Annotated in this window: 15 protein-coding genes; 7 read left to right on the plus strand and 8 right to left on the minus strand. The window is 42.2% G+C overall.

Annotated elements, in window-relative coordinates; genetic code table 11:
• Window positions 1-112: 112 nt before the first annotated feature.
• The 5 genes from bhn_RS02395 (at window position 113) to bhn_RS02415 (ending at window position 6,351) form a co-directional block, all read left to right on the plus strand.
• A complete protein-coding gene (locus bhn_RS02395; protein ID WP_083385643.1) occupies window positions 113-1,300 on the plus strand; it encodes an EAL domain-containing protein in 1,188 nt (395 codons plus the stop codon).
• 39 nt (window positions 1,301-1,339) lie between these two features.
• Window positions 1,340-2,326, plus strand: a complete 987-nt coding sequence (locus bhn_RS02400) for a diaminopimelate dehydrogenase (protein WP_071175191.1) — start codon at window positions 1,340-1,342, stop codon at window positions 2,324-2,326.
• Window positions 2,327-2,496: 170 nt separating this feature from the next.
• Window positions 2,497-3,858, plus strand: a complete 1,362-nt coding sequence (locus bhn_RS02405; RefSeq protein WP_071175192.1) for a hypothetical protein — start codon at window positions 2,497-2,499, stop codon at window positions 3,856-3,858.
• A 33-nt stretch (window positions 3,859-3,891) separates the two neighbouring features.
• The gene (locus bhn_RS02410; protein WP_071175193.1) at window positions 3,892-5,169 is read left to right on the plus strand and encodes an O-acetylhomoserine aminocarboxypropyltransferase/cysteine synthase family protein; all 1,278 of its coding nucleotides are present in this window, start codon (window positions 3,892-3,894) and stop codon (window positions 5,167-5,169) included.
• 15 nt (window positions 5,170-5,184) lie between these two features.
• Window positions 5,185-6,351: a serine hydrolase domain-containing protein gene (locus tag bhn_RS02415; RefSeq protein ID WP_202816790.1), complete on the plus strand. Its 1,167-nt coding sequence runs from the start codon at window positions 5,185-5,187 to the stop codon at window positions 6,349-6,351.
• Between the two features lie 66 nt (window positions 6,352-6,417).
• Here bhn_RS02415 and bhn_RS02420 read toward each other — a convergent pair whose 3' ends face one another.
• From bhn_RS02420 to bhn_RS02455, 8 genes are all read right to left on the minus strand, one after another.
• The gene (locus bhn_RS02420) at window positions 6,418-6,966 is read right to left on the minus strand and encodes an ANTAR domain-containing response regulator (protein ID WP_071175195.1); all 549 of its coding nucleotides are present in this window, start codon (window positions 6,964-6,966) and stop codon (window positions 6,418-6,420) included.
• A 35-nt stretch (window positions 6,967-7,001) separates the two neighbouring features.
• Entirely contained in the window at window positions 7,002-8,309 is a 1,308-nt protein-coding gene (gene glnA / locus bhn_RS02425) for a type I glutamate--ammonia ligase (protein ID WP_071175196.1), read from the minus strand.
• A gap of 16 nt (window positions 8,310-8,325) precedes the next feature.
• Window positions 8,326-8,532, minus strand: coding sequence for a hypothetical protein (locus bhn_RS02430; RefSeq protein ID WP_071175197.1), 207 nt, complete (start codon window positions 8,530-8,532; stop codon window positions 8,326-8,328).
• 106 nt (window positions 8,533-8,638) lie between these two features.
• Entirely contained in the window at window positions 8,639-9,103 is a 465-nt protein-coding gene (locus tag bhn_RS02435) for an Hsp20/alpha crystallin family protein (RefSeq protein ID WP_071175198.1), read from the minus strand.
• Between the two features lie 270 nt (window positions 9,104-9,373).
• On the minus strand, window positions 9,374-9,979 hold the full coding sequence (locus tag bhn_RS02440; RefSeq protein WP_071175199.1) for a thymidine kinase: 606 nt from the start codon (window positions 9,977-9,979) through the stop codon (window positions 9,374-9,376).
• Between the two features lie 91 nt (window positions 9,980-10,070).
• The gene (locus bhn_RS02445) at window positions 10,071-11,123 is read right to left on the minus strand and encodes a hypothetical protein (protein WP_071175200.1); all 1,053 of its coding nucleotides are present in this window, start codon (window positions 11,121-11,123) and stop codon (window positions 10,071-10,073) included.
• Window positions 11,124-11,602: 479 nt separating this feature from the next.
• Window positions 11,603-12,871 (minus strand): hypothetical protein, encoded by a 1,269-nt coding sequence (locus tag bhn_RS02450; protein WP_071175201.1) that lies wholly within the window; start codon window positions 12,869-12,871, stop codon window positions 11,603-11,605.
• A 32-nt stretch (window positions 12,872-12,903) separates the two neighbouring features.
• Complete coding sequence (locus bhn_RS02455; protein WP_071175202.1) at window positions 12,904-13,686, minus strand: mechanosensitive ion channel family protein; 783 nt, start codon at window positions 13,684-13,686, stop codon at window positions 12,904-12,906.
• 132 nt (window positions 13,687-13,818) lie between these two features.
• On the opposite strand from bhn_RS02455, the gene bhn_RS02460 reads away from it, so the two are divergent.
• Both bhn_RS02460 and bhn_RS02465 read left to right on the plus strand, forming a co-directional pair.
• On the plus strand, window positions 13,819-14,853 hold the full coding sequence (locus bhn_RS02460; protein WP_071175203.1) for a 5'-3' exonuclease: 1,035 nt from the start codon (window positions 13,819-13,821) through the stop codon (window positions 14,851-14,853).
• A 57-nt stretch (window positions 14,854-14,910) separates the two neighbouring features.
• Window positions 14,911-15,654, plus strand: a complete 744-nt coding sequence (locus bhn_RS02465) for a lysophospholipid acyltransferase family protein (protein WP_071175204.1) — start codon at window positions 14,911-14,913, stop codon at window positions 15,652-15,654.
• Window positions 15,655-15,982 lie beyond the last annotated feature (328 nt).

The following is a 15,982-nucleotide window of genomic DNA, read 5'->3' on the forward strand; positions in this document are numbered from 1 at the left end:
CATGAATAAAATATTCAATAAATTGGTATAATGAGAATCAGGAGATGTTGTTCTGACATCTGTGGGAAAATTCCAAAAAGATCACAACAATAATTTAAGAAAGAGGCACATATTGGAGCCAACTATAGTTGATGACTTGTTTGAGGCCATGGAGTCTCATGAGTTAATTGCATATTATCAACCACAGTATAATGCCAACACTGGAATCTTGGTAAGCGCAGAGGCGCTGGTTCGTTGGAGGGATGCTGAGGGTAATATTAAGATGCCTTCAGAATTCATACCAGAGCTTGAGAAGACCAATGCTATCACTTATCTTGATTGGTTTGTTGCTGAGGAAGCCTGCAAGACCATTAAGGAACTTGGAGACCGCGCTGTTCCTATATCTGTTAATTTTTCTCAGCGTCATGTTAATGAAAAAGACTTCGCCAGCAGGCTTGAGAGACTTCTCAAGAGATATGAAGTAGATAAGAATTTGTTTGAGGTTGAAATTACAGAGACAGCTTTTTTAGATGAATACGAGAATATTGTAAACTGGGGCAAAGATATCCACGAAAAGGGTATCAAGATTGCTATCGATGACTTTGGAAGCGGTTCTACTTCCATAAAACTTTTGGCTGAGATGCCGGTATCTGTCCTTAAGATAGATAAAGGCCTCATGCAGGAGACTAGTAAGACAGCAGAAGGTAAGGTTGCGATCGAGTCAATCTTTTACCTTGCACATAGACTTAACCTTGAGACTGTAGCTGAAGGTGTTGAGAGTTCAAGCCAGCTCAAGCTTATGCAGTCCTTTGACTGCCAGAAGATCCAAGGCTTTTTATTTGCTAAGCCCATGCCAAAAGAGGAGTTCATGCTTCTTTGCGGATCTTCCAAAAATGTAGCCGTAAACTATGATGTCCTTACAGATGGAGGACATTTCGGTACCATAGATCTTTTGCTGGAGGCTATTTACAAGAAATACCCACTTATCGTATATGGTAATTTGTCCAAGAACAGTTACCTTATAATGAAGAATAATGTTGATAACTTCATTCCTTCCACAGGCTCTTTTGATGAGCTGACACAGGCTGGGATCGCGATGCGTGAAGGCGAAGAGAAGGTTATCTTCAACAATACATTTTCAAGACTTGCCCTTTTGAAGGCTTACAAAGAGGGAAAAGAGATGGTTCAGGAAGTTTCAATTGTCACCAAAAAAGATGGCAAGAAGCTCAAGATCCTGACCAATGATTATTTTGTGAAAATGCCATCATCTAATGATATTATTATCATTGGATTTAATGATATCATAGAAGAGATATCGTAAAATATCCCATATGTATAGAGATGGTGATAGGAGGAGTTTATGAGTACAAAGATTGGTATTTTAGGATACGGTAACCTTGGTAAGGGTGTAGAGCTTGCAGTTGAGCAGGCACCTGATATGGAGCTTGTAGCTGTTTTTACCAGAAGAGATCCAGCTTCACTTCAGATCAGAACTAAGGGAGTACCTGTTGTTTCAGTTAACGACGTAGCAGATTATAAGGACAAGATCGATGTTATGATCCTCTGCGGCGGAAGCGCTACAGATCTTCCAGTTCAGACTCCAGAGTATGCTGCTATGTTCAACGTTGTTGACAGTTTTGATACACATGCCAGAATCCCTGAGCATTTTGCAAATGTTGATGCGGCAGCTAAGGCAGCAGGCAAGGTTGCAGTTATATCATGCGGTTGGGATCCTGGAATGTTCTCACTTGCTAGAGTTTATTCAAATGCTATCCTTCCAGATGGTAACGACTACACATTCTGGGGCAAGGGCGTTTCACAGGGACATTCAGATGCAATTCGCAGAATTAAGGGTGTCAAGAATGCCAAGCAGTACACAATCCCGGTTGAGAGTGCACTTGAGGCAGTTAGAAGCGGCCAGAATCCAGAGCTTACAACAAGACAGAAGCACACAAGAGAGTGTTTTGTAGTTCTTGAGGACGGAGCTGATGCAGCTTTAGTAGAAAAAGAGATCAAGGAAATGCCTAATTACTTTGCTGATTATGATACAACAGTTCATTTCATCAGCGAAGAAGAGCTTTTGAAGAATCATAGCGGAATGGCTCACGGCGGTTTCGTGTTTAGAAGTGGTAAGACTGGTGCAAACAAAGAGCACAACCACATTATCGAGTATAGCCTGAAACTTGATTCAAACCCAGAGTTCACAACGAGCGTGCTTGTAGCTGTAGCAAGAGCTGCACACCGTATGCAGAGCGAGGGAATGAAAGGATGCAAGACAATTCTTGATATTCCACCAGCATATCTTTCTGATAAGTCTGGAGAAGAGCTCAGAGCACATCTTCTTTAATTGGTAAAAAAAGTATAGATTCGCATGGTTCATGGGCTTGTGGACCATGCGTTTTATTTTGCAAAAATAGGTCTATATACATAATTAATTTGCTGAAAAATGTTATTTTTTTTGTCGGCTGTATATGGTAAATTATATAAAGTGTTTGAGGGGAAAACGGAGGAAAATATATGAATAAGATTAACAGCCCTATTATCAACAAGAAGTATCAGCACAACATGATCATGATGATCGTTGCTGCAGTACTTGTTGTTCTTTCTTTTATCTGCTTTGCAGCAGGTGATCTTGGAAGCGCCTTGAGAAACGATGAGGCAGCAGTTCATTTTTCAGAAGCTTACAATGATGATGATCTTGATGAAGGCAAGAGAGTAATGATCTATGCTACAGAAGATCCTGTACAGATTGGTTACTACGATTCATCAGAAGCTTACTATTTCGTTTATGACTATTATGAAGATATCTATATCATTAGATGTTCTGAAGACCAGGCAGATGCTATCTCAAAAGAAATCGCTGATGAAGGATACGCAGAAGTTGAAGGTTCTATCTACACACTCTCAGATGAAGTAATTGATGAAGCTATTACATTCTATGTAGAAGATGAGAATGATGAGGATGAGCTCAAGGAAGCTCGTGATTATTTTGATGAGTATTACATGGGTAAGGCTCTTTGGGTAAAAGACGCTGATCCAGAGCCAGTAGCTATCGTGTTTGGAGTTATTTTCCTTGTAGCAGCAATCGTGATCGTGATCGTAAATATCAAAGGATTCCTTAGCTACTATAAGACAATCAGAGATCTCACTCTTCAGAATGCACAGGAGATCAACATGGAACTTGCTGATCCTACATCAGTAGTTGTTCCTCAGCTCAATACATATTTCACACCAAACTATATTATCAGTGCTGGTCCAACACTTGATATCGTTAAGTATTCAGATGTTCGTTGGATGTATTCACAGACAGGTAAGTTCATCACAGTATTTGATCAGAAGTACGATGTTCATGAGATTTGCAAAGCTCCTAAGAACATGGCAAATCTTAATGAGACACTTTCAAATATCATGGCTACTATCCAGGCTAAGAACCCAGCAGTAGAGCTTGGATATGATGTTAACAAGTTTTATAAGTACGTAACAATGGGCAAAGAGAACAAGAAGAAAAAAGTTGTTGCTCAGCCAGCTATCCCAGGACAGGCAGTGCCAATGGGTGTAGCACCAATGCAGCAGCTAGTACAGGCAGCTCCTGTAAATCCAATGCAGCAGGTTCCTGTATCACCATTACAGCAGGCTCCAGTTGCTCCAGTACAGCAGGCAGCTCCAGTACAGCCTACACCAGTAGTTCCAGTACAGCAGGCAGCTCCAGTACAGCCTACTCCAGTTGCTCCAGCTCAGGAAACACCTGTAACACCAGTTGCTCCTGTACAGACAGCACCAGTTCAGGAGACACCAGTAGCTCCAGTTGCAGCAGAAGCACCTGTAGCAGCAGAGGCTCCAGTAGCACCAGAAGCTCCAGCAGATAACACAAACTTATAATTCTAAAATTTAATATTAAGAGGAGATGAAGAAATGAGTCAGCAGGGAATCGGAACCAGATGTGTACAGGCAGGATATACTCCAGGTAATGGCGAGCCACGTCAGATACCTATTATCCAGTCTACAACTTTTAAGTATGACACCAGTGAGGACATGGGTAAGCTTTTTGATCTTGAAGCTTCAGGTTATTTCTATACAAGACTTCAGAATCCAACTAATGATCATGTTGCTGCCAAGATTGCAGCACTTGAGGGCGGCACAGCTGCTATGCTCACATCATCTGGACAGGCTGCTAATTTCTTCGCTCTGTTTAATATTTGTGAGTGTGGAAGCCATATCGTAGCTTCTTCTTCAATCTACGGAGGAACATTTAATCTCATTGCTGTAACAATGGCAAAGATGGGAGTAACAGTTACATTTGTTTCACCTGATTGCACAGAGGATGAGCTGAATGCAGCTTTTAAGGACAATACAAGAGCAGTATTCGGTGAGACGATTGCTAACCCAGCTCTTACAGTTCTTGATATAGAGAAATTTGCCAAGGCTGCACACAGCCACGGCGTTCCACTTATTGTGGACAATACATTCCCAACACCAGTTAACTGCAGACCTATCGAATGGGGCGCAGATATTGTAACTCATTCAACAACCAAATATATGGATGGTCACGGAGCTGCAGTTGGTGGTGTCATCGTTGATTCAGGTAAGTTCGATTGGATGGCGCATGCTGACAAGTTCCCAGGACTTACACAGCCAGATGATTCATATCACGGAATCGTATATGCTGAGAAGTTCGGTAAAGAAGGCGCATTCATCACAAAGTGCACATCACAGCTCATGAGAGACTTTGGATGCATCCAGTCTCCACAGAATGCATTCATCTTAAATCTCGGACTTGAATCACTTCACGTTCGTATGCCAAAGCATGTAGAGAACGGACTTGCAGTTGCTAAGTTCCTTCAGGAGCAGCCACAGGTCAAGAAGGTCAACTATCCTGGACTTGAGTCTGATCCATATTATGAGATTGCTAAGAAGTATATGCCAAACGGTGGTTGCGGCGTTGTTTCATTTGAGCTTGAGGGTGGAAGAGCGGCAGCTGAGAGCTTCATGAAGAAGCTCAAGATCGCAGCTATCGAAACACACGTAGCTGATGCTAGAACATGTTGCCTCAACCCTGCAACATCAACTCATCGTCAGATGACAGATGAACAGCTTGAAGCTGCTGGTATCCCAGCAGGACTTATCAGAATTTCTTGTGGACTTGAAGACAAGGAAGACCTTATCGCAGACATTGCAAATGCTTTGAAATAAAGACCGGAGATTATTATGAGAGACAAATTAGCTTTAATACAGAAATGCATGGATCGTGCAGTAGAAGAAAGAGAACTTGCAGGTGTAAGCGCACTTCTTATTCAGGACGGAACAGAAAAGTTCTTTTTAAAGAGCGGCTATGCTGACGAAGAAGATAAGGTGCCTATTGAAAGAAACACTATCTTCCACTTGTATTCACAGTCCAAGCCTATTACAGCTGCAGCAATGATGCTCCTTGTGCAGGATGGTATCGTTGATCTGTGCGAGCCTGTAGGCAAATATATAGATAGCTTTAATGATCAGGAATACCTTGATGAGAACGGTGAAAAACACAAGGTTCCTGATGACAAGAAGATGAGGATCTTTGAGCTTATGAACATGACATCAGGTCTTGTTTATCCAGGTGTTAATTCAGAAGCAGAAAAAGAGACAGGCGTTTTATTTGATGAACTTATTGATCGCCTCTCATCTGATAACCAGATGTCAACTTTGGAGTTTGCTGAAAAGCTTGGTAAGCTTCCACTTAATTTCCTCCCTGGAAGTCATTGGCAGTATGGAACATCAGCAGATATCCTCGGCGCTGTTATCGAGAAAGCTTCAGGTATGAAGTTCAGCGAGTTCCTCAAAGAGAGACTTTTTGATCCTCTTGAGATGGTTGATACAGCATTTTTTGTACCAGATGAAAAGAAACCTCGTCTTGCCCATGCATACCAGGCAAAGGGTAATGACCTTGAAGAATATAAGGGAAATAACCTTGGTATCAGAAATAATGGCGGAGTTAATGCTTTTGAATCAGGTGGGGCAGGTCTTTTCTCAACATTAGATGACTACTCACACTTTGCCAGAATGCTCATGGATGATGGTGTTTACAGAGGTAAGGTAATCCTCACAGAATCAGCTGTGAAGTTCCTTACAACAGGTAAGCTTCTTGAATATCAGCAGAGAGACCTTTGGAACTGGCGCGGACTTGAGGGCCACACATATGGCAATCTCATGCGTGTTATGGATGATCCTAAGCAGGCGCTTATTCTTGGAAACAAGGGTGAGTACGGCTGGGACGGCTGGCTTGGAACATACTTTATGAATGATCCATCCACCAAAACTACATTCCTGATGATGACTCAGAAAGCTGACTACGGCACAGGACATGTAACTAGAAGAATCAGAAATATATTTATGTAAGAAACAAAAAAAGAGCCATGGGGACGGGGGTGGTGAGCTACAACCCCGTCCCCATGGCTCTTTTCCTCAGATCTCCGACAATGATATTACCATCTCGGCGGTTTCAAGGAGGCCAGTTCCTGAATCCATGGCACATTTCTGGAGATATTTGTGAGCTTCAGGCTCAGTCATATGATGCCTTTCCATCAGAAGATGCTTGGCATCGTCTATTGTCTTTTGATCCGCAGCGCTTCGCTGCAAGCGGCGTTCTTTAGCTTTCTTTTTACGTCTGCTTACGCCTTCCAGCATCATACTAAGAGATGAAAAGAGCTCTGACTTTTTTAATGGTGACTGAAGGAAGATGAGCTTGCCATCTGCGTTATCAAATGGCGCCTTGTCTGGAGACGCCACCATAAGCATCTGGAAGTACTCGGGCATATTATCGAGGAGTTCATTGTAGAGCATGTCACTTAAGCGGTGGCCGCATATGACGACACCGCTTCCTAAATCTTCCATGGCAGATAAAGCCTGCATTCCAGAGGAGCAGACAAGTACGTTATCGTATCCACCACGGCCCAATATGCTCTTAAACTTAAGACCATCTTCGGTCTTAGCAAAGGCTACAATGATATTCAACCCAAAATCCTCGAAGTTTCATTAAGTGGTAAATTTTAGAAAAGATTAAGGTATTTGCCGACTTCCCACTGAGTTACGCAGGTGCGGAAGTCTTTCCATTCCTTATTTTTAGCTTCAAGAATCTTGGTATAGATTGCATCTCCAAGAATCTCTTTTACAAATGGATCTGCCTGGTAAGCGCTTAGAGCTTCGCCAAGTGTAAGGGGAAGAGTTTCAAGGCCATTCTCGTTGTTGCCACTTACTTCTGCAGGAGGAGTCAGCTTCTTGGAGATTCCGTCCATGCCTGCAGCGAGGATAAGAGCAATCGCAAGGTAAGGATTGCAGGTTGCATCTGGATTTCTAAGCTCGATTCTGGTGCCGTTACCCCTATTGGAAGGAATCCTTATAAGAGCGCTTCTGTTGGCAGAAAGAGAGGACCAGGAAACATTTACTGGTGCATCGTAGCCGGGAACAAGCCTTTTGTAGGAATTGACAACAGGGTTTGTTACAAGAGTCATACCTTTAACGTGGGCAAGTATGCCAGCGATGAAGTGCTTGGCTGTATCTGAAAGCTTCTCACCTTCTCCGCAGAAAACATTTTTGCCATTTTCATCCTCAGCGATGATATTGATGTGCATACCTGATCCAGGGATTCCCTCAACAGGTTTTGGCATGAAGGTGGCGTAGAGACCGTGCTTTTTGGCGATTGTCTTAACGGCCATTCTGAATGTCATGATCATGTCTGCAGTGCGCTCAGCGTCTTCTTCTTTGAAGTCGATCTCGTGCTGAGCAGGAGCAATCTCATGGTGAGAAGAGGAAATATCAAATCCCATTTCTTCGAGGTTCAGGATGATATCTCGACGTACGTTTTCGCCCTGATCAGCTGGTGCTACGTCAAAGTACCCGCCTCTTTCATGAGTCTTAGTTGTTGGCTGTCCGTCATCATCATAATCAAATAAAAAGAACTCAGGCTCCGGGTTGATCTTGAAGTTAAGGCCCATGTCCTTAGCTCTTTTGACAACTTCGTGAAGAACGTTTCTGGAGTCACCTGCGAAAGGCTTGCCATCAGCTGTGTAAACGTTGCAGAACATTCTGGCAACTTTGCCTGACTGTGGTCTCCATGGGTAGATCTCGAAGCTGTCGAGATCAGGATAAAGATACATGTCACTTTCGTCACTTCTCATGAAGCCCTCTACGGACACGCCATCAAACATGCACTCATTGTTAAGAGCGCTTTCGAGCTTGCTTGCCGCGATGGCAATATTCTTTGGAATACCAAAGATATCGCAAAACTGCAGTCTGATAAATGCTACGTCTTCTTCTTCGACAATCCTAAAAATGTCTTCTTTGGTGTATCTGGCCATTTCCAAACCCTCCTAATTAGTCTTCTTCCTCGTCATCCATATCATTAAAAGCAATAATCGAATCGATTATATCTTCAAAGTCCTCGCGGAGTTCCTCTAAAGTATCACCTTCGTAGGTGTAGATCTCGCCGTCTATCTCGACTTCCCCTGTGTAGTAATCACAGTTCTTGTCATAGTTAACGGTTCCTGTGTATCCTTCGTATTCGAATTTATCAGTAGACATAAAAATACCTCTGCTTTCTAGGCATATATAATGCCGTAAAAAGCAGAGGTCATATCTAAGACTTTAGGATTTAAGAATCTAGGGGTAGGATAGTTATGGTATCATATCAGTCCTTAACTTCGATTCTGGCTGCTTCTTCCTTCTCAGGAATTGCCTCTTTCTTAGGAAGACTAACTGTAAGTACGCCGTTCCTGTACTGTGCGATTATGTCCTCAGGCTTAAGACCATCTACACGGAAGGATCTCTGGTAGGATGAACTTCTTCTCTCACGACGGATATATTTGCCGTTATTATCTTTTTCATCCTTATTTTCGCTGTGTGAAGCACTAATTGTCAAGACATCATTTTTAAGATCGATCTTGATATCTTCCTTATTGAATCCAGGGAGTTCAGCTTCCAGCTGATAGCAGTTGTCCTTCTCGATAACATCAGTCTTCATCAGACCTGTCATTGACTGGAACTGCTGGTCTTTGGCATTTGTATCACAAAGGCCATCGAACAATCCTCTGTTAAAGAAATTATCCATCTCATCAAAGATATCATTGTTACTCCAAATCATAGGCATCAACATAAGTCATCACTCCTTTTCTATTTAAATTTCGTTGTAGGTTGTAGTAGTTTGTAGCAGTTGACCTTAGAGTGTACTCAGATGTGTTGCTTAAAATCTAATTAGCACTCTCTAATGTTGGCTGCCAATTTCTTGTTACAAGTATGTTATAGAACAACTAGAACAATAAGTCAACACCTAAAAAATAAAAAAAGTATAAAATCGAAAAAAGATGCGTATCAGCTAGCTTTAAGCCGATACGCATCTTTATTTTACGGGTCTTGTCTACCTCTATTAAATTTCTCTTTCTCTTGCTCCGTCAACTTCACCGCTGAGGAAATGTCTCCTACAGAGTGATACATAAGATTCGTTGCCACCCATCATGATCTGTTCGCCACTTCTCACAATTTTTCCATTGCTCACACGAGCGTTGAAGTGGGCTCTTCGTCCACACCAGCAGACAGTTGGCACTTCTTCTATATAGTTGGCGATTTCCATAAGTCTCTTGGATCCTGTAAAAAGATGACTTGTGAAATCAGTCCTAAGTCCGTAGCAAATTACAGGAAGATCGTACTTGTCAACAATCTCAGCAAGGAGATCAACCTGCTCCTCGGTGAGGAACTGCGCTTCATCGACTATTACGCAGTCAAGCTTGTCCCATGCATTGGACTTACCTGTGTACCACTCATTTTTGACTTCATCAAGAAAGTCTTCAACGAAGGTGCACTCTGCGCTTAGTCCTATTCTTGACCTGATAGTTGTATCTCCGTCGCGGTTGTCAGCCTTTGGTTTTAAAAGAATCGCATTCTGACCCTTTTCGATATAGTTATAGCGCACCATCAGTGCATTAGCCGTTTTAGAACTCCCCATAGCTCCATATCTGAAATATAATTTACCCATTGTAAACTCCCCGAATCGTTATTTTTTTCAGCTATTTAACTATACACTTTTCAAGGCTTTTTATCCACATTTTTCGGAGCAGAGAGCATTTTTACATGGCTGCCATATCTACCTGCTGAACAGTTCCAACACCGCCGCTTTCCCTGAGGAACATGCCGCTTGCGCGCAGCATTCCTGCAATGGCAAAAGAGCTGTTGTACTGCGTAAACTCAGTCTCAGCGCTTCCAAGATAGATCGCGCCTACATCTGCTTCCGAAAGTGATAAGAGACGGTCCTTTCCGTCCTCATCGCGAAGCCAGACTCTGAGATGCTCGTAGACTTCGTCGTTTTCGTCGATCCAGCCATTTCCATCTTTGTCGTACATTGCAAGATCCTTGAAGCCATTTCCACTCTTTGTGCCAAAGAGTTCTGAACCATTGTTTATCTTGCCATCTCCATTCTTATCAAGTGCAAGGAAACCACTGCCTTCGCCAAGGTTAGAGATCTTTTCCTCCTGACCATCGCTGTCGAGGTCAAAATAGAAAGTCTGATCACTGATACTTGTCACATCGCTTCCCACATTGATAACAAGTGGATCAAGGTAGTGACCTTTAGTTGCAACGCTTATTCCAGCATATTCACATAAGCGTCTGGACATGGAAAATTGAACATTAAAGTCAATTGTCCTGCCGTCTTCAGTAAGGGCCATCCCCTGTCCTGAAAATGTGGTCTGTTCCTCCTCAATGTGTAATTGCTCGATTGTAGTGACACTTACATAAGAATTGTTTTCAAGCAGCCCTGATGCTTCTCCAAGAGTTTTTGTATAATACTTGCTTTTGTTGTCGCCGCCAAGAAGTTCAAGGAGCTGTAAGATTCTCGATAGGAGAGTGCTCCTTATCTCAGAGATCTGATCCTCCAGCGTAGATCCGATCTTACTGATCTGCTCGGTCTTTGATGGCTTTAGCGATGAATAGGACTGGCTGCTTACAGCCTCATCTTCACCGCTTGTTTTGGATAATTCCAGGCTATCCATTTTCTTTTCCTGATCATTTAGACTTTCAAGAAAAGAGCCTTTGGTCACCAAACCAGTCTGTACCGTAACCGAGTTTTCCTCGTAGTACCTGTTGTTTGAGACCATGTTCACATTTGCCTGTGCAATTTTCATGGTACCTCCTTATGTCTTGAAGGCCCAAAAAAAGGACCTTCATGCGAAGTAGAAACTCGTCCATGAAGACCCCACGCTTTCCATAGCTAGTAGATGTTGGCACGTCATCTAATTATATTATCGGAGAAAATGGGCTGGAGATTAACGGGAAAAAAAGAAGCAATTTTTTTCTTGCAAAATTTTGAAAAGATGTTAAGATATATTACATAAGATGTTACATATACTGTGACACTTATAAAAAAGCAATTTGTAAATTATACAAATCGCTAATCCCAATCCTTTTTGAATCTCATAAAAGCGAAATACGCCGGTGACTGCAACAGCCGGCGTATTTCATGTCTGTAAGCATGCGTGCCAGTAAAAAACAAAAAGCTGGTACGCTTTTTTATTATTCATGGATCATCTTTGGGAAAACGTGAATTATATTACAAAAAATATTACACAAAACGCAATATATAGTAATAAAAACGCATTTTGTATTATTCAATATCTGATTGCTGATTCAGATCAAGGTAGCCTGTGGAGAAACCAAGGGCTGGATCTTCTTTGCAAAAGAAACTAAGACTGACGTGTGTATTATTTTTTGAAAGGTCAGTGTAGTCTGCGCCAAGAGGATCCAGCTCATCTGATTTAAACCAGTATCCGGATGGAATCAGCTCTTTTTGCAACTTATCAGAATCAACCTCTGCTCCGTCGATGAGGAAATTATCAGAAGAAACATAGAGGTCTTTGTCTGATTTATTAACGATCGTGAATATGTATCCACAGTCATTTTCCCTGCACTTGTAAGTCTTGTAAACATCCACCATATCATTTGAAAAAACTAGAACTGAATTTTCTTCAAGCTCAAGTGGATAAGTAAAGTTGCAGGAAGTCTTGATCCTAACAGGATCTTTTAATTCATAAATGTTTTCGAAGCCTTTCTTTGATGAAACTCTAAGTTCATTAAAGACAAGTTCGCTGACCTTCTCAGATTCTCCAAGGTACATCTGCTCGTAGATGGTAACGGTCTTATTTTTTTTAAAATCGTCATAAAAGAGAATGTAGCCTTCGCAGGCCATTCCGCTATTTCCAGCGCAGTAAAGTGAAGCAGAAACGTCTTTTCCTGTATTATTCTCAACCTGGAACTCCATGACAATGCTTCCGTAGTAGCCGTCGTCACCAATTCGCTTAGGATTGGTGTAGATACCAGTAAGGGTAATCTTGAAGCCATTGGCGTCGCAGATAACACCGTCGCCCTGGATAGCGTTGCCAGATTTAACATAGCCACTAAACTGCTTATCAATAGTTTCATTCCCTCTTCCTGAGAAAAGAGGATCCATAAGCAAGAAGATCAGACCAATTCCCAATACAAAGAGATTTATTCCAACAAGTGCAAATATTGTATTTCTAATACGCTTTAAGGTTTTTTTGGCTTCTTCCTGAGCCTTTTCTTCTCTTTGGGAGATGATCTCCTTGGTCTGTTCATCAATGAATTCACTTTTTACATTGAACTTGGAAGTCCATTCGATGTCCCTGTCAAAAGCGCCTCCGCACTGAGGACAAACCTTGTGTATTCTAGTGTCTACCTTGGCTCCGCAGTAATCACAGGAGATGATAGGATCGTCAATCTTTAAATTCCTGGCCTTTTCTTCAGCAGCTTTTTTGACCTCGTTTCTGCTGATGACATTGGCCTTGACCTTGCAGTAGTGGATGATCTCAGCGATGAGATATACCAGCAGTGCAACAATAACTAATGCAAAAATCATGATCTAAAACTCTTTCCTTTTTATCTAAAAAATTACTTGTCACCATGAAGTACAACGAGCCTGTTGTAAGGAATCTCGATGCCTTCTGCGGCGAATCTTTCCATAAGCGTTACAAGTACGTCTGAACAAGACTTAGGATTGTCCTTGAAATCTCTGGTTTCTACCAGGGCCCTAAGTGTGATGCCACTATCACCACAGTTTTTACAGAGAACTGTAGGCCTTGGACCGTGGTGCAGCGGATGCTCGTAGATGACGTCAGCCATGATATTCATGGCCTTTTCCATGTCGGTTCCGTAGGCTACAGATATTTCTACAGGAAAAGAAAAGCTCTTTTCCTGAGTGTAATTGACGATGGTTGCAGAACCTACGATGGAGTTAGGGATGTAGATGATCTCGTTCTGGTAGGTCTTGATGACAGTGTGCCTTAAGGTGATGTCCTCAACATAGCCTGGGTCGTGGTCGTCGATCTTGACTCTGTCGCCGATATCAAATGCTCTTGAATGTGTTGCGGAAAGTGAGATTCCTGCAAAGACATTGGCAAGTGTTGACTGGGCAGCAAGACCGAGAACAACAGCGGCGATTCCGGATGAAGCGATGGCTGTTTCCCAGGTTTTAGAAAAGGCTGGGATTCCGGAGAGGGCTGTAAGTGCTGCTATAAGCCATATTACTGCGATTATGATGCCCTTTAGGAAAATAAGGAAGAGCTTTCCTCGCAGCAGCTTTTTGTTCAAAAATTTATTGATCAAAAGATTTAGAACATACGCAACCAGAAATGGAAGAACGTATTTCAAAAATATGGATAAGGCGTCATTCATAGGTGTTTGCTCCTTATTTTGAGTTTTTCATAGTTCTTTTCAATATAACATATTATCATAAGAAGACAATCATTATATATATATCTTACGAGAATGTATAGTGTATAATGAGAAGAAAAAAGTGAGGATAATATGTCAAACGAGAAGTTTATTTTAATAGATGGAAGCTCAATGCTGGTTACAAACTATTACGGCAACCTTCCAAAAGCTCTTTTATTTGAAAAAGACCCTGAGAAAAAGAAAGCTCTTTATTCTCAGATCATGCATAACGATAAAGGTCAGTACACAAACGCTATGTACGGCATGATGCGCACCATTATGAAGATCTTAAATGAGCAGAAGCCTACACATATGATGTTTGCGTTTGATATGACAAGGGATACCTTCAGACGTGAGAAGTATCCTGATTACAAGGGAAACCGCGGAGACACTCCAGAGCCTCTTAAGGAGCAGTTTGAGAACATGGAGAAGATGCTGGAAGACATGGGCTTTCAGGTTATGTACGACATGAAGTTCGAAGCAGATGACATCGTAGGCAGCGTGGTTTCTAAGTTTGAAAAAGAGATTCCATCCTACATTATCACTAAGGATCACGATTATCTGCAGCTTGTAAGCGACTATACAAGAGTGTGGCTGATCCAGACCAAGGCTGAGACTGCTGAGGAACTTCAGAATAAGTATGGCGCAGAATTTGGATGGAACAGCAAGATGGCGTCACTTCCTGACAAGGCTTTTGAAGTAACACCACCATTATGCCTTGCTGAGTATGGCGTTAGACCTGAGCAGATTCCTGATCTTAAGGGAATTCAGGGTGATTCAAGTGATAACATTCCTGGAGTTAAGGGAGTTAGTAGTGCTGCGATGCCTCTTCTTGCTAGATATGGCACTGTTGAAGGAATCTATGAAGCAATCGATGAGTGCGCAGATGACAAAGCTTTGAAGGCACTTGGTACTTATTGGAAAGAGGAACTTGGCATTTCAAGGAGCCCAATGAAGGCCCTTAACGAATATAGAGATATAGCTCTTTTGTCAAAAGAACTTGCGCAGATCCGCAGGGATTATCCATTCGAGAAGAGTCTTGACGACTTTAAGTTTGAACTTGATAAAGACAAAGCAGCAGCGCAGTTTGAGAAGTATGGATTCAAGTCACTTCTTGAAAAACTGTGAAAAAATATGATAAAATACGGCATTGGTAAAAATTTGAGGAGACAGAAATAAATATAGATGCGTAATTTTTATCACACTATTTTGATAAATCTTCATAGAATTATTTACTACGTTGTAAAGACTAGAATCTGGATGAAGCATCCTGAGAAGCACTCCGAAGAGGAGCGCTACGGCATGGCCAATGAGATGATCTATTACATGAACAAGTCATCAGGCTATGAGACAGAGGCCTTCGGTACTGAGAATCTTCCGGCTGAGGGCGGTTACATGCTCTATCCTAATCATCAGGGCAAGTATGATGTTCCTGGTATTTTTGCTACTCACAAGAAGCCATGCTCTTTTGTTATGGATGAGAAGAGATCTCATCTTGTTTTGGTTTCAGAAGTTATGTGGATGGTAGATGGCAAGCGCCTTGAACTTGATAATCCAAGGCAGACCATTACTGTATTCAGAGAGATGGCTGAGGAACTCAAGGCAGGCAGGAAGTTCATCCTTTTCCCAGAGGGTGGCTACAAGGAAAATAACGGCAACGTTGTGGAACCCTTCAAGGCTGGCAGTTTCAAGCTTGCACAGATGGCCAAGGTGCCTATCGTGCCTGTTGCGCTGGTTGATTCCTACAAGGTTTTCAATAGTGATCATGTTGGACCGGTGAAGACTTATGTATATTATCTTGAGCCTATTCCTTATGAGGAGTACAAGGGACTTAAGAGTAAAGAGATTGCGCAGATGGTAGAGGACAGGATCAAGGCCAAGATCACAGAGCACCTGGCAAGCAGGAAGGCAGAAGAGGTACTTGTGTAAGGCGGAAGTACGTGGCTGGCCGAGAGAGTGATGGCTGGTCGAGAGTACGTGGCTGGCCGAGAATACGTGGTTGGCCGAGAGTGCGTGGCTGGCCGGGGATTTTTACCTGCAAGATGGAGATTTTGGCTGATGCAGGTAATAAAACAAGTTAATTTGTGCCTTGGCTGGTGGAGACATTACCTGCACGAGACGATTTCTCGGCAATGCAGGTAATAAAACAAGTTAAATAGGGAACTTGGCTGGCAAAAGTGTTACCTGCACGAGACGATTTCTCGGCGATGCAGGTAATAAAACAAGTTTATAAGAGACCTTGGCTAGCGAAAGCGTT

Origin of the sequence: Butyrivibrio hungatei (genome assembly GCF_001858005.1) — a bacterium.
Classification (GTDB): Bacteria; Bacillota; Clostridia; order Lachnospirales; family Lachnospiraceae; genus Butyrivibrio; species Butyrivibrio hungatei.

What these genes read in the sequence shown, in the direction of transcription:
- bhn_RS02410 (WP_071175193.1), top strand. Translation starts at nt 3,892, where the DNA reads ATGAGTCAGCAGGGAATCGGAACCAGATGTGTACAGGCAGGATATACT.
- bhn_RS02440 (WP_071175199.1), bottom strand. Translation starts at nt 9,979, where the DNA reads ATGGGTAAATTATATTTCAGATATGGAGCTATGGGGAGTTCTAAAACG.
- bhn_RS02415 (WP_202816790.1), top strand. Translation starts at nt 5,185, where the DNA reads ATGAGAGACAAATTAGCTTTAATACAGAAATGCATGGATCGTGCAGTA.
- bhn_RS02450 (WP_071175201.1), bottom strand. Translation starts at nt 12,871, where the DNA reads ATGATTTTTGCATTAGTTATTGTTGCACTGCTGGTATATCTCATCGCT.
- bhn_RS02435 (WP_071175198.1), bottom strand. Translation starts at nt 9,103, where the DNA reads ATGTTGATGCCTATGATTTGGAGTAACAATGATATCTTTGATGAGATG.
- bhn_RS02400 (WP_071175191.1), top strand. Translation starts at nt 1,340, where the DNA reads ATGAGTACAAAGATTGGTATTTTAGGATACGGTAACCTTGGTAAGGGT.
- bhn_RS02460 (WP_071175203.1), top strand. Translation starts at nt 13,819, where the DNA reads ATGTCAAACGAGAAGTTTATTTTAATAGATGGAAGCTCAATGCTGGTT.
- bhn_RS02430 (WP_071175197.1), bottom strand. Translation starts at nt 8,532, where the DNA reads ATGTCTACTGATAAATTCGAATACGAAGGATACACAGGAACCGTTAAC.
- bhn_RS02455 (WP_071175202.1), bottom strand. Translation starts at nt 13,686, where the DNA reads ATGAATGACGCCTTATCCATATTTTTGAAATACGTTCTTCCATTTCTG.
- bhn_RS02465 (WP_071175204.1), top strand. Translation starts at nt 14,911, where the DNA reads ATGCGTAATTTTTATCACACTATTTTGATAAATCTTCATAGAATTATT.
- glnA (WP_071175196.1), bottom strand. Translation starts at nt 8,309, where the DNA reads ATGGCCAGATACACCAAAGAAGACATTTTTAGGATTGTCGAAGAAGAA.
- bhn_RS02445 (WP_071175200.1), bottom strand. Translation starts at nt 11,123, where the DNA reads ATGAAAATTGCACAGGCAAATGTGAACATGGTCTCAAACAACAGGTAC.
- bhn_RS02405 (WP_071175192.1), top strand. Translation starts at nt 2,497, where the DNA reads ATGAATAAGATTAACAGCCCTATTATCAACAAGAAGTATCAGCACAAC.